Genomic DNA, 22,468 nt, shown 5'->3' on the forward strand with positions numbered 1-22,468 from the left:
TAAGGTCGCGACGGCAAGACCCGTCAAAGTGGCAAGTCGGTGGATGAGCATGCGTTTTCTCCCTACGGCGGTTCATGATATGTCCCAGTGCAGCAATAGCGCTCAACGGCTGGTTGCGCCAGATGCTAAGTAGCGTAGAGACAAATTTAGAAGTGCATTCTTTTCTTTAAGGTGATGAATTCGTTGCCGGGACCGTCTCCCCGCCAAGTTCGTCCGGGTGCATTGCACGGAGCGCGCGCCTATGGCTGGTTCCCAGCGAGGACACTGCGTCGAATGACAGCCAGTCAAATCGGCGGCTGCGGCGGACCTGAGCCCACCGCTGTCTGGAGCAGCACGATGCGGATTCGGGTTCAAGGCCACACTGCCACAGCCCAAAGGATCCAGATGAGGTTTGAGTTGATGTTTCTGATGCTGCTGCCGCAACAAGGGCTCGGAACTTGAAAATCAACACACTAGCGTGACGTAAAACACACAAAACAACAATTTTCTAAGGATTGGTCGTCCATAATCATACAATGTGATGACGGGGCTTGGGCCATTTTATGGCATGAGATGCTCGGAAAGAACCATCGGGAAGCTGGCGAACATGGCAGGACATTATTTCGGTACGGACGGCATTCGTGGGCGCGCCAACAAGTTTCCAATGACGGCGGAGGTCGCCATGCGGGTCGGCATGGCCGCCGGCCTCTCGTTCCAGCGCGGCAGCCACCGCCACCGCGTCGTGCTCGGCAAGGATACCAGGCTTTCCGGCTACATGATCGAGAACGCCATGGTGTCGGGCCTGTGCGCCGCCGGCATGGATGTCTTCCTGCTCGGCCCGATCCCGACGCCGGCTGTTGCCATGCTGGTGCGCTCGCTGCGCGCCGATATCGGCGTGATGATCTCTGCCTCGCACAACCCCTATTACGACAACGGCATCAAGCTGTTCGGCCCCGATGGCTACAAGCTGTCCGATGAGATCGAGGAGCGTATCGAGGGGATGCTCGACAAGGATATCGAACTGGCGCTCGCCGATTCCGATGGGCTCGGCCGCGCCAAACGCGTCGACGGCGTGCATGACCGCTATATCGAATTCGCCAAGCGCACGCTGCCGCGCTCGATGTCGCTGTCGGGCCTGCGCATCGTCGTCGATTGCGCCAATGGCGCCGCCTACAAGGTGGCGCCCGACGCGCTGTGGGAACTCGGCGCCGAGGTCGTTGCCATCAATGTCGAGCCCAACGGCTTCAACATCAACAAGGAATGCGGCTCGACTCATCCGGCCGGCCTGCAAAAGAAGGTGCACGAGGTGCGCGCCGATATCGGCATTGCGCTCGACGGCGATGCCGACCGTGTCGTCATTGTCGACGAGAACGGCGCGATCGTCGATGGCGACCAGATCATGGCGCTGATCGCCGAATCCTGGCAGCAGAGCGGACGGCTGGCCGGCGGCGGCGTCGTCTCGACGGTGATGTCCAATCTCGGCCTCGAACGCTTCCTCGGCGACATGAACCTGCAGTTGCATCGCACCAAGGTCGGTGACCGCTATGTCGTCGAGCACATGCGTGCCCATGGACTCAATGTCGGCGGCGAACAGTCGGGCCACATCGTGCTGTCCGATTTCTCGACCACCGGCGACGGCCTCGTCTCGGCGCTCCAAGTGCTCGCCTGCATCAAGCGGCATAACCGACCGGTCAGCGAACTGTCGAAGAAATTCGAGCCGGTGCCGCAGCTTTTGAAGAATGTGCATATTTCCGGCGGCAAGCCGCTGGAGGAGGCGCCGGTCAAGGCGGCGATCGAAGATGCGCGCAATCGCCTCGGCAAGGCCGGGCGCCTGGTCATCCGGCCATCCGGCACGGAGCCGCTCATCCGCGTCATGGCGGAGGGCGACGACCCGCAGCTTGTCGAGTCCGTGGTCAACGACATCGTCGAGGTCATTTCGGAAACGCGTAGCGCCGCCTGATCTCCCTCCAACATCGGTTCAAAAGCCCGCCTTGCCGGCGGGCTTTTTTATTGGGTCGCGGCCAGCTCCGCCTGCAGCAACGGCCGCCAGATTGCTCCACTTTTAGAGATTCGTGGTTAATCAATACGGTTAAACGCCTTTTAACCTTTCCGATTCATTATCCACAACTGAGGTCAATCACATTTCGGGCGCGTTCGCCGTTCGAGGGTTCTCAGGGGTGATAAGCATGTTCAACACAGCTAGAATGGCTCTTCTGGCCGCGCTGTTTGCCGGCGTCGGACCGGCATTCGCCGCCGATTTCGTCGAGCCGCCCGTCGTCGAGGAGGCACCGCCACCGGTTGCCTATGAGCAGCCGGCCGAATTCGGCGGCTGGTATATCCGCGGCGACATCGACTATCACTGGTCGAAGTTTCGTGGTGGCGAGTACATCACCTACGGTGTGGCGCCCCAGAATCCCGGCAAGTTCGATACAGGCAAGCTGGATGGCGCCTTCTCGGCCGGCGGCGGTGTTGGTTACCAGATCGACGAGCATTTCCGCACCGATCTCACCCTGGACTGGATGAGCAAGTCCAAATTCCGCGGCTCGACCAACGGCTTCTGCGGCCCACAGCAAACGCCTTGCACGTCCGTCGATACCTCGTCCTATTCGGCGCTGCTGCTCTTGGCCAACGCCTATGTCGATATCGGCACCTGGCATGGGATCACGCCTTACGTCGGCGCCGGCATCGGCGGTGCCTGGGTCAAGTGGGATGAACTGCACAACGTGGACAGCGACGGTTCATTTGATCATGCCGGTGGCAAGGGCTGGCGGTTTGCCTATGCTGCCATGGCGGGCGCATCCTACTGCCTGACTGACCGCGTCAAACTAGATGTCGGCTACCGCTTCAGCCACATCAACGGCGGTAAGATGTTCGACTATGCCTCCCTCCCCAATGTCGGCCCCGGCTATGACAAAGGTATCAACGTTCACGAAGTGCGCGGCGGCCTGCGCTACCAGTTCGGCAGGTCGGACTGTGCGCCGCCGGAGCCTTACGTCCCGGAACCCGAGCCCGTCTACACGAAGTAGTCGCTTCGAAATCGAGGAATTCGTCGACCGCCCGGCTGATGCCGGGCGGTTTCGTTTGGCTGCCTAAAGATGCTGCGTTGCCCTGTAACACCGTCCGGCTCGAGGAGCGAAAACGGATCAAATCAATTGCTAACGCCTTGTTATCCTTAACCCGCACTTAACCACTATGGTTAACAATGCTGTCTGAAACGGCGCGCGCGATCGCGAATGCGCCAAGTTCGGGAGCCGAGGACCATGACATTCAAATCGCCTATAGCACTGGCGCTTGCAGCAGTCGTCCTGGTGCCGCTGACGCCGGCGCTTGGCGCCGATTACGAACCGCCGGTCTATGTCGACCAGGCGCCCGACTATGTACCGGTCGAGGTTGGCTCGGGATGGTATCTGCGCGGCGATGTCTCCTATCTGGTGCAGAAGAGCTTCAAGGATGAGCATTTCGCCTTTACACCCGCGAGCTTCGACGAAAAGGAAGATCCCATCTTCGCCAGCATCGGCTTCGGCTACCATTTCAACGACTATCTGCGCGCCGATCTCAATGTCGGCTATCTTCCCGGCAACAAGATCGACGTCGGCTATAACGACGGAACGACCGTGGCATCGGCGACCCTGAAGAACTATGCCTTCTCAGGCATACTCAACGGCTATGTCGACCTTGGCACCTATGTCGGAATCACACCTTATCTCGGCGCCGGTGTCGGTGTCGTGCAGAGCAAGCGTCGCCTGTCGGCGAGCTACTTCACCGACAACGCCGACCCCACCGACGATTTCGTCCGGCGTGACAACAAGACCCAGTACTCCTTCGCCTACACGCTGAATGCCGGGCTTGCGTACCAAGTGTCCAAGAACGTCTCGGTCGATCTGGGCTATCAGTATTTTTCCGCGCCAGACGCCGAATATGTGACTGCCGAGAGTCTGACTTCTTTTCCGATCCGCAAAGGGATCAACAATCATCAAGTCAAAGTCGGACTACGCTACGATCTCTGGTAGGCTCGATCGAAGCCGAGGCGTTGACAATGGCGGGTCGCAGGCCCGCCGTTTGCGTTTCGCCCCCGGCAATATCCTGACAGCGACAAAAACTTTCCCCTTGACGCCGAAAGTCTGAACGCATATCGCCATCCGTGGGCCACCCCTCCCCAACGAGGGGCCACTATCTGGAAGGATAGACCACGATGACCACGCATGCGAAGCCCGGATTCCGTCCGGCAAATCCCAATTTTTCCTCAGGTCCCTGTGCAAAACGCCCCGGCTGGTCGGTCGAGGCGCTCAAAAATGCCGCGCTCGGGCGCTCGCACCGCGCCAAGATCGGCAAGACCAAGCTCGAACAAGCGATCGAGCTGACCCGGGAAATCCTCCAGGTTCCGGCGGATTACCGCATCGGCATCGTGCCGGCCTCGGATACCGGCGCGGTCGAAATGGCGCTGTGGTCGCTGCTCGGCGAACGCGGCGTCGACATGGTCGCCTGGGAGAGCTTCGGCTCCGGCTGGGTCACCGATGTGGTCAAGCAGCTGAGGCTCGCCGATGTTCGCAGGTTAGAGGCGGACTACGGCGCACTGCCGGACCTGACCAGAATCGACTTCGACCGCGACGTGGTCTTCACCTGGAACGGCACGACGTCGGGTGTGCGCGTGCCGAACGGCGATTTCATCCCGGCCACCCGCAAGGGCCTGACCATCTGCGACGCGACTTCGGCGGCCTTTGCGCAACAGCTCGATTTCAGGAAGCTCGACGTCGTCACCTTCTCCTGGCAGAAGGTGCTGGGCGGTGAGGGCGCGCACGGAATGCTGATCCTCAGCCCGCGCGCCGTCGAACGCCTGGAAAGCTACAAGCCGGCCTGGCCGTTGCCGAAAATCTTCCGCCTCACCTCGGGCGGCAAGCTGATCGAAGGCATCTTCAAGGGCGAGACTATCAACACGCCGTCGATGCTGTGCGTCGAGGACTATCTCGACGCGCTGCGTTGGGCGAAGTCGATCGGCGGCCTCGACGCGCTGGTCACCAGAGCGGATGCCAATGCCGCTGTTCTCGATCGCTTTGTCAGAAAATCTTCCTGGCTCGGCCATCTTGCCGTAGACCCGGCGACGCGTTCGAACACGTCGGTCTGCCTTTCCTTCACCGACCGGCAAGTCGCTGCACTCGACGCCGATGGACAGGCTGCGTTCGCCAAGGCAATTGTCTCGGCGCTCGACAAGGAAGGCGTCGCCTACGACATTGGTGCCTACCGCGATGCACCGCCCGGCCTGCGCATCTGGTGCGGCGCGACAGTCGAGACCTCCGATCTCGAAGCGTTGCTGCCCTGGCTCGACTGGGCCTTTGCGGCGCAAAAGGCGTCGCTCAAAGCGGCGGCCTGACTCCCTCCCCCTCGAGGGGAGGGTGGCCCGAAGGGCCGGGTGGGGTCGCCTCCACCCGTTCAACGATCCGCCATCCAGAAAGAAAAAGATTTGGCCGCATCCGGCCGCAACGACCCCACCCCGGCGCTTCGCGCCGACCCTCCCCTCAAGGGGGAGGGACGCCAATCGCAAAGGACCAAGCCAATGCCCCGCGTTCTCGTCTCAGACAAACTTTCCACCACCGCCGTGCAGATCTTCAGGGATCGCGGCATCGAGGTCGACTATTTGCCGGATCTCGGCAAGGACAAGGAAAAACTGCTCGAAGTGATCGGCCAGTATGATGGGCTGGCCATCCGCTCGGCGACAAAGGTCACGGAGAAGCTGATCAATGCTGCGACCAGGCTGAAGGTCGTGGGCCGCGCCGGCATCGGCGTCGACAATGTCGACATACCGGCGGCGAGCCGCAAGGGCATCATCGTGATGAACACGCCCTTCGGCAATTCGATCACCACCGCCGAGCATGCCGTCGCCATGATCTTCGCGCTGGCCCGCCAGATACCGGAGGCCAACGCCTCGACGCATGCCGGCAAATGGGAAAAGAACCGCTTCATGGGTGTCGAGATCACCGGCAAGACGCTGGGCATCATCGGCTGCGGCAATATCGGTTCGATCGTCGCTACGCGCGGCGTCGGCCTGAAGATGCATGTCATCGCCTTCGATCCATTCCTGTCGGACAGCCGCGCCGAGGAGCTCGGCGTCGAAAAGGTCGAGCTCGACGAGCTGTTCGCCCGCGCCGACTTCATCACGCTGCATACGCCGCTGACGGACAAGACGCGCAACATCATCGACGCCGCGGCGATCGCCAAGATGAAGACCGGCGTGCGTATCATCAACTGCGCCCGTGGCGGGCTGATCGTCGAGGCCGACCTGATCGCGGCGCTGAAGAGCGGCAAGGTGGCCGGCGCCGGCATCGACGTGTTCGAGGTCGAACCGGCGGAGAGCAACGCACTGTTCGGCATGGAGAACGTGGTGGCAACGCCGCATCTGGGGGCCTCGACGATGGAGGCGCAGGAGAATGTCGCGCTGCAGGTCGCCGAGCAGATGTCGGACTATCTGATCAAGGGCGCCGTTTCCAATGCCATCAACATGCCATCGATCACCGCCGAGGAAGCGCCGCGGCTGAAACCTTTCGTCAAGCTCGCTGAAGTGCTCGGCGCCTTTGTTGGCCAGGTCACCGAGGATCCGATCAAGGAGGTCGAGATCCTGTTCGACGGCTCGACCGCGACGATGAACACGCGGGCGCTGATCAGCGCCACTCTTGCCGGGCTGATCCGGCCGCAGGTCGCCGACGTCAACATGGTGTCGGCGCCGATCATGGTGAAGGAGCGCGGCATCATCGTCGCCGAGGTCAAGCGCGACAAGTCGGGCGTGTTCGACGGCTATATCAAGCTGACGGTCAAGACCGAGCACAGGACGCGCTCGATCGCCGGCACGTGTTTTTCGGACGGCAAGCCGCGCTTCATCCAGATCAAGGGCATCAATCTCGACGCCGAGGTTGGCCAGCACATGCTCTACACGACCAATGCCGACGCGCCCGGCATCATCGGTCTGCTCGGCACGGTGTGCGGCGAGAACGGCGTCAACATCGCCAATTTCCAGCTCGGCCGCAACCGGCCGGGCGGTGATGCCATCGCATTGCTCTATCTCGATGCGCCATTCCCGGAAAACGTGTTGGCGCAGGTGCGCTCGCACAAGTCGATCGACTCTGCCAAGCGGCTGCATTTCGATGTTGGGATAGCCTGAAATTCGGTCGCCCCGTGTGCAGCAGCACGCGGGGCGGTGGAACGTCGCGGCAAGCGACTTCATTCAGCAGCGGATGCCGCCATCTTCCGTCCGCTGTATTCGGCGAGGCTGATGCCACCGAGCACCAGCGCGAGAGCCAGCGCCTGATAGAGCTGGAATGTCTCGCCGACAATCAGCACCGATAGCAGCGTGCCGAAGATCGGCACCAGATTGATGAACAGGCCGGCGCGGTTGGCGCCGATCAGCTCATTGCCCCTGATATAGAAGATCTGCGAGATGACCGAAGCACCGATGGCGGTATAGAACGCGACCGCCCAGCCGCGGGCATCGGGGACGATGACTTTGCCGGCGGCAATCTCCCACAGGAAGAAAGGCAGCGATGTGACGAGTGCGGCAACCGACAGCGCCAGCATCAGGCTCTGCCAGCGGATGACCGGCTTCAGCCGCAACCCCACCGAATAGAAGGAGTAGCAAAGCACGGCGACCAGCATGATCGCGTCGCCAAAGTTGAGATCCAGCTTGAGAAGCTGGCGCAGGTCGCCATGGCTCGCCGTCACCGCGACGCCAATGATGGTCAGCACGACGCCAGCGATCTGCACCCGGTTCACCCGCAGGCGAAACAGCACGAAATTGGCGATGATGATCACGATCGGTATCGCCGCCTGCTCGATCGAGACGTTGATCGCCGTGGTGTAGTTGAGCGCCGTGTAGAAGATCGCATTGAAAAAGGCGAAGCCGCAAGCGCCGAGCCCGCCAAGCAGCAACCAGTGCCTGCGCACCACCGGCCAGTCTTGGCGTAGCGTTCCCCAGCCGATCGGCAGCAGAATCAGAACCGCCAGCAGCCAACGCAGGAAGACCAGCGTCATCGGCGAGATATGACCGACCGCCAGCTTTCCCGCCACGGAGTTGCCGCCCCACAGCAAGGTGGTAAACAGCAGGAACAGATAGGCGGCTCGATGCATCGTGAACTCCCGGCCAGGCAGAGGGAATTTGACGGTCGGTGTGGGCCTATTGCGACCGCCAGCCCAAGTAAATGATGTCAAAGGCGAAAATTGTTGTGCCTCGGAGCGTTTTCGGCGGCAAAGAGTGGTCGCACTCGCCGGGTCTTGACGCTATAGAACGACGTGCGTGCAATTGGACGCTACAAAGTACGCGTCGGAAGGCTTTAATCCTCGCGTCGTGCTTTCCGAAAATCGATTCCGATTTTGGGGGCCGATGCGATAGAGGCCTGTCGTTTCGAACTGTTTCAAGCTGCTCGTGCGGCGTCTCAAGGGAAAAGAAATATGGCCAATGTGGTGGTCGTCGGCTCGCAATGGGGCGATGAGGGCAAAGGCAAGATCGTAGACTGGCTGTCGGAGCGCGCCGATGTTGTCGTGCGCTTCCAGGGCGGCCACAATGCCGGCCACACGCTGGTCGTCGACGGCAAGGTCTACAAGCTGTCGCTGCTGCCGTCCGGCGTGGTGCGGCAAGGCAAGCTGTCCATCATCGGCAATGGCGTCGTCTTCGATCCGCACGCTTTCGTCGCGGAGGTTGCGAAATTGAAGGCGCAGGGCGTCGAGGTGACGCCAGACCGCCTGAAAATAGCCGAAAACACCGCGCTTATCCTGTCCTTGCACCGGGAGCTGGACGGATTTCGCGAGGACGCCGCTTCCAATTCCGGAACGAAGATCGGCACGACCCGTCGCGGCATCGGTCCCGCCTATGAAGACAAGGTGGGCCGGCGCGCGGTCAGGGTGATGGATTTGGCGGATTTGGAAACGCTGCCCTTGAAGGTCGACAGGCTGCTGACGCACCACAATGCGCTGCGGCGCGGGCTCGGCCATGCCGAGGTCACGCACGAGGCGATCATGAGCGAGCTGATCTCGGTGGCCGACGAGATCCTGCCCTATATGGACCGCGTCTGGAAAATCCTCGACGACAAGCGCCGCGCCGGCGAGCGCATCCTGTTCGAGGGCGCGCAAGGGACGTTGCTCGACATCGACCACGGCACCTATCCGTTCGTCACCTCGTCCAATACGGTTGCCGGCCAGGCCGCCGCCGGGTCGGGTGTCGGGCCGGGCGCCATCGGTTATGTACTCGGCATCACCAAGGCCTATACGACGCGCGTCGGCGAAGGCCCGTTTCCAACCGAACAGAAGAACGAGATCGGCGAGTTCCTGGGCACGCGCGGCCATGAATTCGGCGTCGTCACCGGCCGCAAGCGCCGCTGCGGCTGGTTCGATGCCGTGCTGGTCCGCCAGGCCGTCGCCGTCAACGGCATCAAGGGCATTGCGCTGACCAAGCTCGATGTGCTCGATGGGCTGGACGAGATCAAGGTCTGTACCGGCTACCGACTCGACGGCGAGGCGATCGATTACCTGCCGGCCAGCCAGGGTGCGCAGGCCCGCGTCGAACCGGTCTACGAGACGCTGGAGGGGTGGAAAGGCACCACCGCCGGTGCGCGCAGCTGGAACGACCTGCCGGCCCAGGCGGTGAAGTACGTCCGCTACATCGAGGAGCTGATCGGCGCGCCGGTCGCACTCCTTTCCACCAGCCCTGAACGGGACGACACGATACTTGTGACCGATCCGTTTCAAGACTAGTTTCTCAGCCTTTCCGGGCATTGCGGCTGATTTGCGGGGGCCGGCCCAGAAACAAATGCAGGTCGACTGACGTATGGTAGATTTTGTTCCTATTCTGAAAAAGGCGCTCGATAAACTCGGTGAGCCGTCGGCGGAAGTGCGCGCCAGGGTCTATGACAGGGCCCGTTCGTCAATCGCGAAACAACTCGCAGAGAAGGCCACGATGACGCCTTCCGATGTCGACCGGCAGATGCGTGCACTGGAAGACGCCATCGCCAAAGTCGAGCGGGACTATGCCAAGCCTGCGCCGCCACCCGACCCGCTGGCGGAACTGGAGGACATCTTCTCCTCCATCGACCGCAACAAGAACCAGTCCAGCCATATCCGACAGCCGGCAAAGACGGAGCCAGCAAAGACTGGGCCGGCCTGGCAGCCCACGCCCGCCAAGGCGGCGCCGAACTGGCAAAAGCCGCAGCCCGTCGCTCTTTCTCAGGAGCGCGCTGGTCCGCCGCCGTCCGATATGGAACTTCCGACGGCTGACGGCCAAGACGGCGTTTTTCCGGGCGACGACTTTTCCAACGACGGCGGCCCCGCGGAGGACAGGTTCCAGCGGCTCTATCCTGCGGAGCGCAGGCGCAGCTATGGCGGTGTGATCGCCGCCGCCATTGCTTTGCTCGTCATTGCCGGTGGTGGCTATGGCATCTGGCTGAACAAGGATGCGTTCGGCAGCATGCTCGGCCTCGACTCGACCACAGCCGTCGCCACCGAACCGCTGGTAAAACCAGCCCCGGCCAAGCCGGTGGCCGATGCGGCCGTACCGGCCGCCGCGCCTCCGACGGATTCCGGCGAGGGCGCGAAGTTCACGCAGCGCCTGACGCCCGAGGGCCACGAAGTCGATCCCGGCCCCGCGGCCGGGCAGGCGGGCATCGGCGAAGGCGAATCCGTCGCCGCACTGACCACGCCGCCATCGGCCGCACAAGCGCCGACCACCCCGGCACCGACCACCCCGGCACCGGCCGCGCCGGCTCCGGCCGCACCCGCCGACACGCAAGCCACGGCCAATGCTCCAGCAGTCGATGGGTCCGCTGCACCAACTCCCGCAACGCCGCCCGCCAACGGGGCAGCAGCGCCTGCAGCGGCCGCCCCGCCGCCAGCACCGGCAGCGGCACCAACGGCAGTTCCGCCGCAAGCCACGTTGGCCGTCGGCCAGAAGGCGATCTTCTATGAGGAGCGCACCAGCACCGCTCAAGGCTCGGCCGAGCCCGGCAATATCGTCTGGTCGCTGGTGCAGGAATCGCCCGGCGGCGACCTGCCGCCCGAGCCGGCGATCCGCGCCGAGGCGACCATTCCAGGCAAGGATATCCAGTTGCGCATGACGATCCGTCGCAACACCGACCAGACGCTGCCGGCCAGCCATATTATCGAGATGATCTTCCTGACGCCTGACGGCTTCGAGGGCGGCGGCGTCGACAACATCCTGCGTGTCGCCATGAAGGGCTCCGAGCAGGATGCCGGAAGCCCGCTGATCGGCATCCCGGCCAAGATCGCCGACGGTTTCTTCCTGGTTGCGCTCAACGATACCAAGGCGGATGAAGACGCCAATCTGACCTTGCTCAGAGGTCAGGACTGGATCGACGTGCCGGTCGTCTACAAGACCGGGCGGCGGGCGCTGCTCACCATGGAAAAGGGCATTCCAGGCGAGAAGGTGTTCGACGAGGCGCTAAAGGCCTGGCAGACAAAGACGGCGGGGTGAGGTCGGCTCACCAGCCCAACGCCTCTCTGGCTCAGAAGCCCTGGAACAGCATATCGAGCGCGGCCACGATCTCGTCGTGATGCCTCGTCAGATTCAGTCGGCTCTCGCCCAGTTCCGTCGCCGCAACCGTGGCGATCAAATGGGTGGCCATGACCAATTTCCGACCATTGATCTCGAAAATCGGATGGAGCTTTCGCATTGGTGATGGCGCCATCGCAGCCGGCAGAAGCGGGACGACCACCCGGGTCTTGAAATGGTCTAGCAGATCGGCCTGGACGTCGAGGAGATAGCCGCCTTCGATGCTACCCGCGAAGACGTCGTAGCGCGCCATCAGAATTGCCGATGTTCTGCCAGCGGAATACCGTGTTTTTCGACATATTCGTTCCACGCATCTATCGTCGCGCGGTTCTCAAGCTTCCACAGCCGCGTCTTTTCGGCGGCCACGGCCTCGGCGATGCCGGCTTCAGCGGCGCGCGAGACATTCACATCGAGCCCCTTGGCTTCCTTCATGAGCTTTGAGTCGATCGACAGATTTGCCGGCTGGCGAACCGCATTCACAGCTATCTTGCGCATGATCACCTCCACAGTATGCGCATAACATATGCGCATTCCTCTCTAGTCGCAATGACAAGGTGCTTGAACTCGCGAATTACCCCTCCATCTCCTCGCGCAGCATTTCCAGTTCCAGCCATTCCTCCTCGAGCGCTGCCAGTGTGACGCGCTCCTTGTCGAGCGCGGCAATCGTCTTCTGGAACGAGGCCGGGTCGCGCTCGTAATAGGCCGGATCGGCGATGTTGTTCTCCAGCCGCGAGATCGAGGCCGACACCGCCTCGATCTTCTTGGGTAAGGTTTCCAGCGCGAATTTCTGCTTGAACGACAGTTTCTTGGCCGGGCCCTTCGTTGCGGCCGCTTCGTTCCTGCTTGCCGCCGTCGCGTCGCCCGTCTCGGCCTTTGGTCGCGCCTTGCGGTCGTCCAGCCTGGTGCCGCCGCGCTGCGCCAGCATGTCGGAATAGCCGCCGGCATATTCGATCCAGCGGCCGTCACCATCCGGCGCGATGATGCTGGTCACGGTGCGGTCGAGGAAATCGCGATCGTGGCTGACCAGGATCACCGTGCCGGCAAAGCCGGCGACCAATTCCTGCAGCAGCTCCAGCGTCTCCATGTCGAGGTCGTTGGTCGGCTCGTCGAGCACAAGCAGGTTTGCCGGCCGCGCCAAAACGCGGGCGAGGATCAGCCGCGCCCGCTCGCCGCCCGAAAGCTCGCGCACCGGCGTGCGCGCCTGTTCCGGCTTGAACAGGAAGTCTTTCATGTAAGAGACGACGTGGCGCTGCTCGCCATTGATGACGAGGTTCTCGCCGCGCCCGTCGGTGAGATACTGCGCCAATGTCTCCTGCGGGTCGACGGCTTCGCGCTTCTGGTCGAGCGTGGCGATCTCCAGATTTGTGCCGAGCCGCACCGTGCCCGCGTCCGGCTTCAATTCGCCGGTCAGCATCTTCAACAGCGTCGTCTTGCCGGCGCCGTTCGGCCCGACCAGACCGACGCGATCGCCGCGCTGGATTCGGGTCGAGAATCCCTTGACCACGGTCAGATCGCCAAAGGTCTTCTCGATGTTCTTGGCTTCGATCACCAGCTTGCCGGATTCGGCGGCGTCGCTGGCTGTCATCGTCGCCGCACCCTCGGCGCCGCGATGACCACGAAAGCGCTGGCGCATGGTCTGCAACTCACCGAGCCGGCGCATGTTGCGCTTGCGCCGCGCTGTCACGCCATAGCGCAGCCAGTGCTCCTCGCGCACGATCTGGCGACCGAGCTTGTGCTGCTCGCGCTCTTCCTCCTCCAGCACCGTGTCGCGCCATTCCTCGAAATAGCCAAAGCCCTTGTCGAGACGGCGGGTCTGGCCGCGGTCGAGCCAGATTGTGGCGCGTGACACGCGCTCGAGAAAACGGCGGTCATGCGAGATGACGACCAGTGCCGAGGAGGTGCGGGCAAGCTCCTCCTCCAGCCATTCGATGACCGAAAGGTCAAGATGATTGGTCGGCTCATCGAGGAGGAGAATGTCGGGCTCCGGCGCCATGACGCGGGCGAGGGCGGCGCGCCGCGCCTCGCCGCCGGAAAGGTCGTTCGGCCGTTCCTCGCCGGTCAGGCCGAGATGCTCCATCAGATAGGTGGCGCGGTAGGGATCGTCGGCGGGCCCGAGCCCCGCCTCGACATAGGCGCGGACGGTCGCAAAACCGTCCATGTCGGGCATTTGCGGCAAGTAGCGCACGGTTGCCGAGGGCTGGCGGAAGACTTCGCCATCCTGCGGTTCGATCAGCCCGGCGGCGATCTTGAGGAGCGTCGACTTACCAGAGCCGTTGCGGCCGACCAGGGCGATCTTGTCGCCAGCCGAGGCCGTCAGGGCGGCACCGTCGAGCAACGGCGTGCCGCCAAAGGTCAGCTTTATCCCGTCGAGATTGAGAAGTGGCGGCGCCATATCAGCTTTCTGGGCTCAGCTTTCCGGAAGAGGGTAGGGATGCGCGAGCAGCAGCGCGCGGCCGCTGGCCAGCGCGATTTCGAGCCGGCCATTGACCTCGTTGGAAATGGTCAGCGACGAGCCGAACGCAACCTCGACATGGTCGAGCGGCCATTTGGCGCCGGTGACGCTCAGGCCGGCGAGATCGGAGAAGCCGAGCACCGAAAACAGCGTGCCGTCGGCATAGTCGAAGCCAGTCTTTCCCGGCAGCAAGGGAATGCCTTCCTGTGCGCCGCTGGTCAAAAGCACTTCCGTCCCGCCTTCCGCCAGCCGGACGCTCAGCGCCAGATGCAGGAAGATGTGGTCGGTACGTTTGCCGCCGAAGGCGCCTGCGAGCACAAGGCTGGTCGCACCGCGTTCGAGCGCGGCGGCGATAGCGAGTTCACCGTCGGTCTTGTCTTTTTCGGCAGGAAACACCTGCCGTGGCACGGCGGCCAGATCCTCCGGCAACTCGGCAGGCACCGAATCGAAATCGCCGACCCAGAGTTCCGGCCTCAGGCCCAGCATACGGGCATGGCCGATGCCGGCGTCGGCGGCGATGACGCGCGAGCCTTCGACCTGGCGGTCGAGCAGCGGCGTGCGGATGAGATCGCCGCCAAGCAGGATGGTGAATGTGCTCATATCTCGTGGCCCTTACCAGCCCTGCCCCGGAAACGGAAGATGAAACGGCAGACGAAACGGAAGGCTGGGCTTTGGATGTCCGGCAAACTTCCGCTTGCGCAGCACTTCGGCCGGGCCTATGTGTCGCAACGCTCTAACGGGGTGCCGGACGCGATCTTCGCGGACCGGCTGAGAGGCAAGACTGCCAACCCGCTGAACCTGATCCGGTTTGTACCGGCGGAGGGATTAGACGTTTCGGACAGCCCGACGCCTCAATTCCTTTCAACGCGAACGAAGGAGGCGCCGATGCGCAGTTTTTTCCACTCTCTTGTCTCAATTGTCCTGGTTGCGGCATCCGCGCTCGCCCTGCCAGGGCAGGCATCGGCACAGGATAGACTGACGGTCTATACCTATGAAAGCTTCACCGCCGATTGGGGTCCGGGACCGGCAGTGAAGAAGGCCTTCGAGGCCGAATGCAGTTGCGTCGTCGAATTCGTCTCGGTCGCCGACGGCGTGGCGCTGCTCAACCGTGTGAAGCTGGAAGGCGCCGCGACCAAGGCCGATATCGTACTTGGCCTCGATACCAACTTAACCGCCGACGCCAAGGCAACCGGCCTGTTTTCGCCGCACGGCGCCGTCTCGGGCGTCAATGTACCGGGCGGCTGGAGCGACGATATTTTCGTGCCGTTCGACTATGGCTATTTCGCCGTCGTCTACGACACCGAAAAACTGAAGAGCCCGCCGAAGAGCCTCAGGGAATTGGTCGAGGGCGATGCCGGAGAGAAGATCGTCATCCAGGATCCGCGCACCTCGACGCCGGGCCTTGGCCTGCTGCTGTGGGTCAAGTCGGTCTATGGCGACAAGGCGCCGGAAGCCTGGGCCAAACTCAAGGCGAAGGTGCTGACGGTAACGCCGGGCTGGAGCGAGGCCTACGGCCTGTTCACCAAGGGCGAGGCGCCGATGGTGCTGTCCTACACCACCTCGCCGGCCTACCACATGGTCGCCGAAAACACCGAGCGCTACCAGGCGGCGTCCTTCGAGGAGGGCGAATATCTGCAGATCGAGGTTGCGGGGATCACCACCAAGGGCGCGAAGAACCCGCTGGCGGAAAAGTTCATTGCCTTCATGACCGGACCGAAATTCCAGGATGTCATTCCCGAAACCAACTGGATGTTCCCGGCCGGCAAAACCGACAAGCCGCTCAACCCGGCGTTCGACAAGCTGGTCAAGCCGACCAAGACCTTGCTGTTCAGCCCGGAAGACGTCGCGGCCAACCGCAAGGCCTGGGTCGATGAGTGGCTTGCGGCGATGAGCAGGTAGGGCTCAAGCCTCGTCGGATGTTTGCGCCAAGCCACCCCCCTCCGGCCTGCCGGCCATCTCCCCCTCAAGGGCACGGCTATCGCAGATGGAACGCCGAGGCTTTCGCTCTACGACGTACCCCCACCCCTAACCCCTCCCCACAAGGGGGAGGGAGACTTCCGTTGGCACTGACCTCGGCAAATTGTCTGCCTTTCGGCGCCAAAAGGGGAAGTAAGGGCATGCGGCAGCGTTCCCTCCCCCTTGTGGGGAGGGTTAGGGTGGGGGTCCAACTTCGTAAGAATCCAAATGCGATAGCCCTGCCCTCAAGGGGGAGATCGGCAGCTTTGTCGCCTCTCCTCGTCCTGCCACTTGTGAGATTGGCGAAGGCGGCTGAGTGCGCAATCTCCCCCCTTGAGGGGGAGATGGCCGGCAGGCCAGAGAGGGGTGGGCTCGGCCTTTGCCAGGTATTTCCTTCGATCTACGCCTGTCGTAGTGTCGGGTAGCGCGACATGCCTACGCGTCATCCGGCCGATCCCCGCGTCACTGCCGGCATCGTCGCGCTCGCCGCCATCGCGCTGCTGATCGGCGGTGCATTCGCCGGGCTCGTCGTCGAAGCCACACGCGACCTGTCCGGCGCCGCCTCCGCTTTCGATTCCTATCTCTTGCGCGTCGTCCGTTTCACGCTCTGGCAGGCTCTGCTGTCGACCCTGCTCTCCGTTGCACCGGCGCTGTTCGTCGCGCGCGCCCTGTCGCGGCATCCGCGTTTTTTCGGGCGAGGCTTCATCCTCCAGCTTTTCGCCGTGCCACTGGCGCTGCCGGCCATTGTTGCCGCACTCGGTGTCTTGGCGCTCTATGGCCGCGCCGGCTATTTTGCCGGCACGCTGGGCGCGCTAGGCGGCCAGAGCTGGCCCGGCATCTATGGCCTGTCGGGCATACTCGTTGCCCATGTCTTCTTCAACCTGCCGCTGGCGACGCGGCTGTTCCTGGAGGCGTTGCAGACCGTGCCGGCTAACCAATGGCGGCTGGCGAGCCAGCTTGGCATGGGGGCTGCGCCGGCCTTCCGGCTGATCGAATGGCCGCCGTTGCGTGCGGCCCTGCCGGGCGTTGCCGGGCTCGTTTTCATGCTGTGCATCACCTCCTTCACCATCGTGCTTACGCTCGGCGGCGGGCCGCGCGCGACGACGCTGGAGGTTGCCATCTACCAGGCGCTGCGTTTCGACTTCGACCCGGCGCGGGCGGTGACGCTGACCTTGCTGCAGATTGCCCTGACCTTCGTCGTCGTGCTGGCCTTGACGCGGCTTGGCGCCAATATGACCGGCGACGCCAATCTGCCGGTGGCGCCGCGCCGGTATTTTTCAGCCGGTGCGGCCGAGACCGTGCTGAACGCGCTGGCGATCGGGCTCGCACTGCTGTTTGTCGCCGGGCCGATGGCGGCCACGCTGGCAGCCGGGCTTGGCGCCGATCTCGGCCGCCTGGCCGGCGAGAGCGCGGTGCGGCAAGCGACGGCGACCAGTGCCGTGCTCTCCCTCCTGTCGGCGCTGCTCTCTGTGGCGTTGTCGCTGTCGCTGGTGATGGCGCGCCGGGCGCTGGCGCTCACCCGGCGGAGCGGCAGGAGGACGCTGCTCGAACACCTGGCCGACACCGGTGCGGGGTTCGTCCTGGTGGTGCCGCCCATCGTCATCGGTGCCGGCTGGTTCTTGCTCCTGCGCACCGTCGGCGATGTCTTTGCGATCGCCCCTGTCATGGTCATTGCGGTCAATGCAGTGATGGCGATGCCGTTCGCCATCCGCGCCATCCGCCCTGCCTATGACGCGGCGAGCGAACGCCACGAACGGCTCTGCGCACAGCTTGGCATCTCGGGCTGGAACCGGTTGCGGCTGGTCGACTGGCCGTCGCTGCGGCGGCCGCTCGCCACCGGCTTCGCGTTCGCCATGGCGCTGTCGCTCGGCGATCTCGGCGTCATTGCGCTGTTCGGCAGCGATTCCGTGCAGACCTTGCCCTATCTGCTGCTGGCGCGCATGGGCAGTTACCGCACCGAGGATGCCGCCGGCCTGGCGCTGCTGCTCGGCCTTGTCTGCCTGGCGCTGGTGTTGGCCGCGGACTGGCTGGGAAGGAGGGAGAAATCATGATGCCGATCAGCCCGGAACGGTCCATTTCGGTGGAAAAAGGCGCGGCCGTGCGGCTCGATAATGTCTCGTTCAGCTATGGTGAAACGCCGCTTATATGCGATGTCGATTTCCCGGCGTCGGAAATCACCGCCATCATGGGGCCGAGCGGTTCGGGAAAGTCGACGCTGCTCAATCTGGTGGCCGGCTTCGAGACGCCGCGGTCGGGCCGCGTGCTGATCGGCGGCGCCGACGTCAGCACTGCGCCGCCATCAGCGCGGCCGGTATCGATGGTGTTCCAGGAAAACAACCTGTTTGCCCATCTGTCGGTCGAGCAGAATGTCGGGCTCGGCCGCTCGCCTTCGCTCAGGCTGAGCGAGGCTGACCGCGCCGCAATCGCCGCAGCGCTGAAGCGCGTCGGTCTTGCCGGCAAGGAAAGCCGGCTGCCGCGCGAACTCTCCGGCGGCGAGCGGCAGCGCGTCGCGCTCGCCCGGGTCCTGGTGCGCGACCGGCCGGTGCTGTTGCTCGACGAGCCGTTCGCTTCGCTCGGACCGGCACTGCGCGACGACATGCTCGACCTGGTGGCCGACGTCCATTCGGAGCAGCGCATGACGGTGTTATTCGTCACGCACCAGCCGGACGATGCGCGCCGTATCGGCCAAAACATGGTTTTCCTGGATGGTGGCACGGTTGCCGCGACGGGCACCGCCGCCGATTTTTTCGTCGGGGCTGGACCGGAGGCATTCCGACGCTATATCGGCTCGGGTCCGTTTGCGGCTGGATCACGAGATGTTGCCCGGAAGCGGACATAATTTATGGTCAAACCGGCGGAAGGCGAAGCGGCGCTTGCTTGCCATGGTCGAGGTAGTGTGGCTAGGTCCGCCAGGAGCTGGTCCGGCCTAGAGCGTGATTTGCCGTTGCTGTCTCGTATCCGTCGGACGCACGAAGGACGCCATAGCACTTGACTTTGCGCGTGATGCTTTTCGGAAATCGCGCCCGATTTTCGCGGTCACGTGCCAGGACTTGAAAGGAAGCCGATCTGCCGACCGGCATCGACAATCGGAGGGTGAAACCGCTGGCGCGCTTTCTGGCGCTGGCCGGTCTTGCCGTGGCGCTGGCAAGCTGCCAGATGTTCACGCCTCCCGACGTGCAGGAATCGGGCTTCCAGCCCTCCGACAAGCCGATCACGGTCGACAATGTCGCCGCCAACAGCAAGCTCGCCCAACTGGCGAAGGCGCAGCACCCGCGCATCCTCGCCACCTATGGCGGCGAGTATTCCGACCCCAAGCTCGAGCGCATGGTGGCCAAGATCGTCGGCAGACTGACCGTGGTGTCGGCCAACCCAACCCAGACCTACCGCATCACCATCCTCAACTCGCCCAACGTCAATGCCTTCGCGCTGCCGGGCGGCTATCTCTACATCACCCGCGGGCTGCTGGCGCTGGCCAACGATTCCGCCGAGCTTGCCGCCGTCATCGCGCATGAGATGGGCCACGTTACGGCCAACCACGGCCTGCAGCGCCAGCAGCTGGAAGCCGAAGAGGGGTTGGCGACCAAGGTCGTTTCGGACGTGCTCGGCGACAACCCGACGGCCAAGGCGGCGCTGATCCGCGGCAAGCTGAGGCTGGCCCAGTTCTCGCGCAATCAGGAGCTGGAGGCCGATGCCATCGGCATCAAGTCGATCGGCGAAGCCGGTTTCGACCCCTACGCCGCCGGCCGCTTCCTGCAGTCGATGTCGGCCTATACCGATTTCCGCTCAATCAGCGGCGCCACCGACGCCAGCCTCGACTTCCTGGCGACGCACCCCAACACGCCGCAGCGTATCGATCTCGCGCAGCGCCACGCCCGCCAGTTCGGCGCGCCTGGTGTCGGGTCGCGCGACCGCGATTCATTTCTTGCCGGCGTAGACGGGCTGCTTTACGGCGACACGCCGGAGGAAGGCTACGTGCGCGGCGAAACCTTCCTGCACCCTGGCCTCGGTGTGTCGTTCTCGGTGCCCAACGGTTTCGTCATCGACAATTCGGCGGCGGCGGTGACGGCCACAGGCCCGGGCGACATGGCAATCCGCTTCGACGGCGTTTCGATCGACAAGGACCGCTCGCTGACCGACTACATCCGCAGCGGCTGGGTTGCCGGCCTCGACGACAGCAGCGTGCGCCAGGAGACGATCAACGGCAACGAAGCGGCAACCGCGCATGCCGGCGCCGATGGCTGGCAATTCGACATTGCGGTGATCCGCGCCGGCGGCCAGGTCTACCGCTTGTTGACTGCTGCACCGTCGGCCAGCACCTCGCTGAGCACGGTGGCGCGCTCGGTCAGCGGCTCGTTCCGCATCCTGAGTGCTGCCGAGAAGGCGGCGTTGAAGCCGCTGCGTATCCGCATCGTCACGGTGCAGCCCGGCCAGACAATGGGCTCCCTGGCCGCGCAGATGGTCGGCGTCGACCGCAAGCTGGATTTGTTCAGGGTGCTCAACGCGCTGTCGCCGGGTGCCGCGGTTTCGGCCGGCGACAAGGTCAAGATCGTCACCGACAAATAGCAGGCGACGCGATTCAGGCTGCGAGAAATTCCGGATTCTGCTTTACCAGCGCCGCCTTGAGCTTTTCCATGGCGCGCGCCTCGATCTGCCGGACACGTTCCTTGGAGATGCCGAGCGTCTCGCCGAGCGCTTCGAGCGTCGCGCCCTCGTCGCTCAGCCGGCGTTCCTCGATAATCCTGAGCTCGCGCGCATTGAGAGCGCCGAGTGCCGTCTTCAGCCACACCGAGCGGCGTTCGACGTCGATCGTATCGCCGACGACCTCATCGGGCAGCGGGTCATCCGAAACCAGGAACTCCATCCGCTCGGTTGCGCCCGCATCGTCGGCTAGCGGCGTGTTGAGCGAGCTGTCCGGCGCCGAAAGGCGGGAATCCATCATCGCCACATCGGCTTCCGATACCCCGAGAGCCGCCGACACTTCGCGGTAGAGCGTGGCATTCGACGTCTGCTCGGCGCCGTTTGCCAGGCGGGCGCGCAGACGCCGCAGGTTGAAGAACAGCGCCTTTTGCGCCGAGCTGGTGCCGCCGCGCACGATCGACCAGTTGCGCAGGATATAGTCCTGCATCGAGGCGCGAATCCACCAAGTCGCGTAGGTCGAGAACCGCACCTCGCGCTCGGGTTCGAAACGGGCCGCGGCCTCCAGCAGCCCGACATGGCCTTCCTGGATCAGGTCGCCCAGCGGAAGGCCGTAGTGGCGAAACCGCGACGCCATGGAAATGACCAGCCGCATATGCGCGACGGTGATGCGGTGCAGCGCGTGCTGGTCATTGTTTTCCTTCCAGCGCAGCGCCAGGAGATGCTCTTCGTCACGTTCCAGATAAGGGGCTTTCATCGCCGCGCGAACCATGGTCCGTCCTGCACTGTCTTCCATCATGCCGCGCTCCTGCTTCAGGCGTTGCGGTGCGATCGAATCGTGAGTTGGCGCCGATGGTTGAAATGGCGGCGCCGCGCCCTACAACAGCGAAGAACGTGCCATGCGGGGGAATGTTCCCCCGGACTGTCATGTCGATTGCGCTGTTCCAGGCGATTCGCCGCCGGCCTTGACTCAGCCGGATGGCGCCGGGAGATGCTGGTTGAGAATTGGATTTCAAGGGCGCGGGATTTTTGAAATTCAGTTTCTTATTCTGGCATCGCGCATCTGTCATTTTCCGGCACTCGCAATGACGCCGGACACCGGCCAAGGACGGATCACAGAAAAATGAAATGGCTCAAATCGCTCATCATCGCCGGAACGCTGCAGGTTCTGGCCATCGCCGCCGGTCACGCCGGCGCCAATCTCGACCAGATCAAGCAGTCCGGCGTCTTCAAGGTCGGCACAGAAGGAACCTATGCGCCCTTCACCTATCATGATGCTTCCGGCGCGCTGGTCGGCTTCGACGTCGAGATCGCGCGCGCCATCGCCGAGCGCCTCGGCGTCAAAGCCCAGTTCCTCGAAGGCAAATGGGACGGGCTGATCGCCGGTCTCGACGCCAACCGCTACGATGCCGTCATCAACGAGGTCGGCATCACCGAGGCGCGCAAGGCCAAATATGCTTTCTCCGATCCCTACATCGCCTCCAAGGCGGTGCTGATCGTGCGCGGCGACAACACCGACATCAAGGGTTTCGCCGATCTCAAGGGCAAGAAGGCGGCGCAATCGCTGACCTCGAATTTCGGCAAGCTGGCTGAAACCAATGGCGCCGAGCTCGTCGGCACCGACGGCTTCGACCAGTCGATCCAGCTGCTTCTTACGGGCCGCGCCGACGCCACCATCAATGACAGCCTGTCCTTCCTCGACTTCAAGAAGCACAAGCCCGACGCCAATGTGAAGATTGCCGCCCAGGAAGAAAACGCCGACTATTCCGGCGTCATCGTGCGCAAGGGCGATCCGGAACTGGTGGCCGCCATCAATAAGGCGCTGGCCGACATCAAGGCCGACGGCACCTACAAGAAAATCGCCGACACCTATTTCGGCCAGGACGTTTCGAAGTAAAACGGCT

The 22,468-nt window shown here is 63.4% G+C and carries 18 protein-coding genes and 1 riboswitch; of the genes, 12 read left to right on the plus strand and 6 right to left on the minus strand.

What is annotated here, in order from left to right:
* Positions 1–586 precede the first annotated feature (586 nt).
* From glmM to serA, 5 genes are all read left to right on the plus strand, one after another.
* Complete coding sequence (gene glmM, locus NKJ15_RS08990) at positions 587–1,939, plus strand: phosphoglucosamine mutase (protein WP_352471193.1); 1,353 nt, start codon at positions 587–589, stop codon at positions 1,937–1,939.
* 226 nt (positions 1,940–2,165) lie between these two features.
* Positions 2,166–3,005 carry an outer membrane protein gene (locus NKJ15_RS08995; RefSeq protein ID WP_352814908.1) on the plus strand — a complete coding sequence of 280 codons (840 nt, stop codon included), beginning with the start codon at positions 2,166–2,168 and terminating at the stop codon, positions 3,003–3,005.
* 234 nt (positions 3,006–3,239) lie between these two features.
* The gene (locus tag NKJ15_RS09000; RefSeq protein ID WP_352613401.1) at positions 3,240–3,989 is read left to right on the plus strand and encodes an outer membrane protein; all 750 of its coding nucleotides are present in this window, start codon (positions 3,240–3,242) and stop codon (positions 3,987–3,989) included.
* Between the two features lie 182 nt (positions 3,990–4,171).
* Positions 4,172–5,347, plus strand: a complete 1,176-nt coding sequence (locus NKJ15_RS09005; RefSeq protein WP_352814910.1) for a phosphoserine transaminase — start codon at positions 4,172–4,174, stop codon at positions 5,345–5,347.
* Between the two features lie 183 nt (positions 5,348–5,530).
* The gene (gene serA, locus NKJ15_RS09010; RefSeq protein WP_352814911.1) at positions 5,531–7,129 is read left to right on the plus strand and encodes a phosphoglycerate dehydrogenase; all 1,599 of its coding nucleotides are present in this window, start codon (positions 5,531–5,533) and stop codon (positions 7,127–7,129) included.
* Positions 7,130–7,188: 59 nt separating this feature from the next.
* Here serA and NKJ15_RS09015 read toward each other — a convergent pair whose 3' ends face one another.
* A complete protein-coding gene (locus NKJ15_RS09015) occupies positions 7,189–8,091 on the minus strand; it encodes a DMT family transporter (RefSeq protein WP_352454884.1) in 903 nt (300 codons plus the stop codon).
* Between the two features lie 321 nt (positions 8,092–8,412).
* Between NKJ15_RS09015 and NKJ15_RS09020 the strand changes: the two genes are divergently transcribed.
* Together NKJ15_RS09020 and NKJ15_RS09025 are read left to right on the plus strand one after the other, a co-directional pair.
* Positions 8,413–9,711 (plus strand): adenylosuccinate synthase, encoded by a 1,299-nt coding sequence (locus tag NKJ15_RS09020; protein ID WP_023680654.1) that lies wholly within the window; start codon positions 8,413–8,415, stop codon positions 9,709–9,711.
* A 73-nt stretch (positions 9,712–9,784) separates the two neighbouring features.
* Positions 9,785–11,443 (plus strand): hypothetical protein, encoded by a 1,659-nt coding sequence (locus NKJ15_RS09025; RefSeq protein ID WP_352814913.1) that lies wholly within the window; start codon positions 9,785–9,787, stop codon positions 11,441–11,443.
* Between the two features lie 31 nt (positions 11,444–11,474).
* Here NKJ15_RS09025 and NKJ15_RS09030 read toward each other — a convergent pair whose 3' ends face one another.
* The 4 genes from NKJ15_RS09030 to NKJ15_RS09045 all read right to left on the minus strand — a co-directional run bounded on the left by NKJ15_RS09030 (position 11,475) and on the right by NKJ15_RS09045 (position 14,573).
* Positions 11,475–11,774: a CcdB family protein gene (locus tag NKJ15_RS09030; protein ID WP_352450813.1), complete on the minus strand. Its 300-nt coding sequence runs from the start codon at positions 11,772–11,774 to the stop codon at positions 11,475–11,477.
* Positions 11,774–12,016, minus strand: a complete 243-nt coding sequence (locus tag NKJ15_RS09035; RefSeq protein ID WP_254816484.1) for a type II toxin-antitoxin system CcdA family antitoxin — start codon at positions 12,014–12,016, stop codon at positions 11,774–11,776. Before NKJ15_RS09035 ends, NKJ15_RS09030 begins: the two co-directional genes overlap by 1 nt.
* Positions 12,017–12,092: 76 nt before the next feature.
* Entirely contained in the window at positions 12,093–13,913 is a 1,821-nt protein-coding gene (locus NKJ15_RS09040) for an ABC-F family ATP-binding cassette domain-containing protein (protein ID WP_352768320.1), read from the minus strand.
* Positions 13,914–13,928: 15 nt separating this feature from the next.
* On the minus strand, positions 13,929–14,573 hold the full coding sequence (locus NKJ15_RS09045; RefSeq protein WP_352489273.1) for a thiamine diphosphokinase: 645 nt from the start codon (positions 14,571–14,573) through the stop codon (positions 13,929–13,931).
* Positions 14,574–14,700: 127 nt separating this feature from the next.
* Positions 14,701–14,815: riboswitch (TPP riboswitch) on the plus strand.
* Positions 14,816–14,858: 43 nt separating this feature from the next.
* Between NKJ15_RS09045 and thiB the strand changes: the two genes are divergently transcribed.
* The 4 genes from thiB (at position 14,859) to NKJ15_RS09065 (ending at position 20,492) form a co-directional block, all read left to right on the plus strand.
* On the plus strand, positions 14,859–15,872 hold the full coding sequence (thiB, locus tag NKJ15_RS09050; RefSeq protein ID WP_352768316.1) for a thiamine ABC transporter substrate binding subunit: 1,014 nt from the start codon (positions 14,859–14,861) through the stop codon (positions 15,870–15,872).
* Between the two features lie 488 nt (positions 15,873–16,360).
* Complete coding sequence (gene thiP / locus NKJ15_RS09055) at positions 16,361–17,980, plus strand: thiamine/thiamine pyrophosphate ABC transporter permease (RefSeq protein ID WP_352814916.1); 1,620 nt, start codon at positions 16,361–16,363, stop codon at positions 17,978–17,980.
* Positions 17,977–18,768 carry a thiamine ABC transporter ATP-binding protein gene (thiQ, locus tag NKJ15_RS09060; protein ID WP_352814918.1) on the plus strand — a complete coding sequence of 264 codons (792 nt, stop codon included), beginning with the start codon at positions 17,977–17,979 and terminating at the stop codon, positions 18,766–18,768. Before thiP ends, thiQ begins: the two co-directional genes overlap by 4 nt.
* Positions 18,769–19,022: 254 nt before the next feature.
* Entirely contained in the window at positions 19,023–20,492 is a 1,470-nt protein-coding gene (locus NKJ15_RS09065; RefSeq protein WP_352814920.1) for a M48 family metalloprotease, read from the plus strand.
* Positions 20,493–20,505: 13 nt separating this feature from the next.
* Here the strand turns inward: NKJ15_RS09065 and NKJ15_RS09070 are convergent, their stop codons facing one another.
* Positions 20,506–21,363, minus strand: coding sequence for an RNA polymerase factor sigma-32 (locus NKJ15_RS09070; RefSeq protein ID WP_254816490.1), 858 nt, complete (start codon positions 21,361–21,363; stop codon positions 20,506–20,508).
* 324 nt (positions 21,364–21,687) lie between these two features.
* Here NKJ15_RS09070 and NKJ15_RS09075 point away from each other — a divergent pair, with 324 nt between their 5' ends.
* Entirely contained in the window at positions 21,688–22,461 is a 774-nt protein-coding gene (locus NKJ15_RS09075) for an amino acid ABC transporter substrate-binding protein (protein WP_352768306.1), read from the plus strand.
* Positions 22,462–22,468: the final 7 nt, after the last annotated feature.

The organism is Mesorhizobium sp. M0207 (assembly GCF_040321995.1).
Taxonomy (GTDB): domain Bacteria; phylum Pseudomonadota; class Alphaproteobacteria; order Rhizobiales; family Rhizobiaceae; genus Mesorhizobium.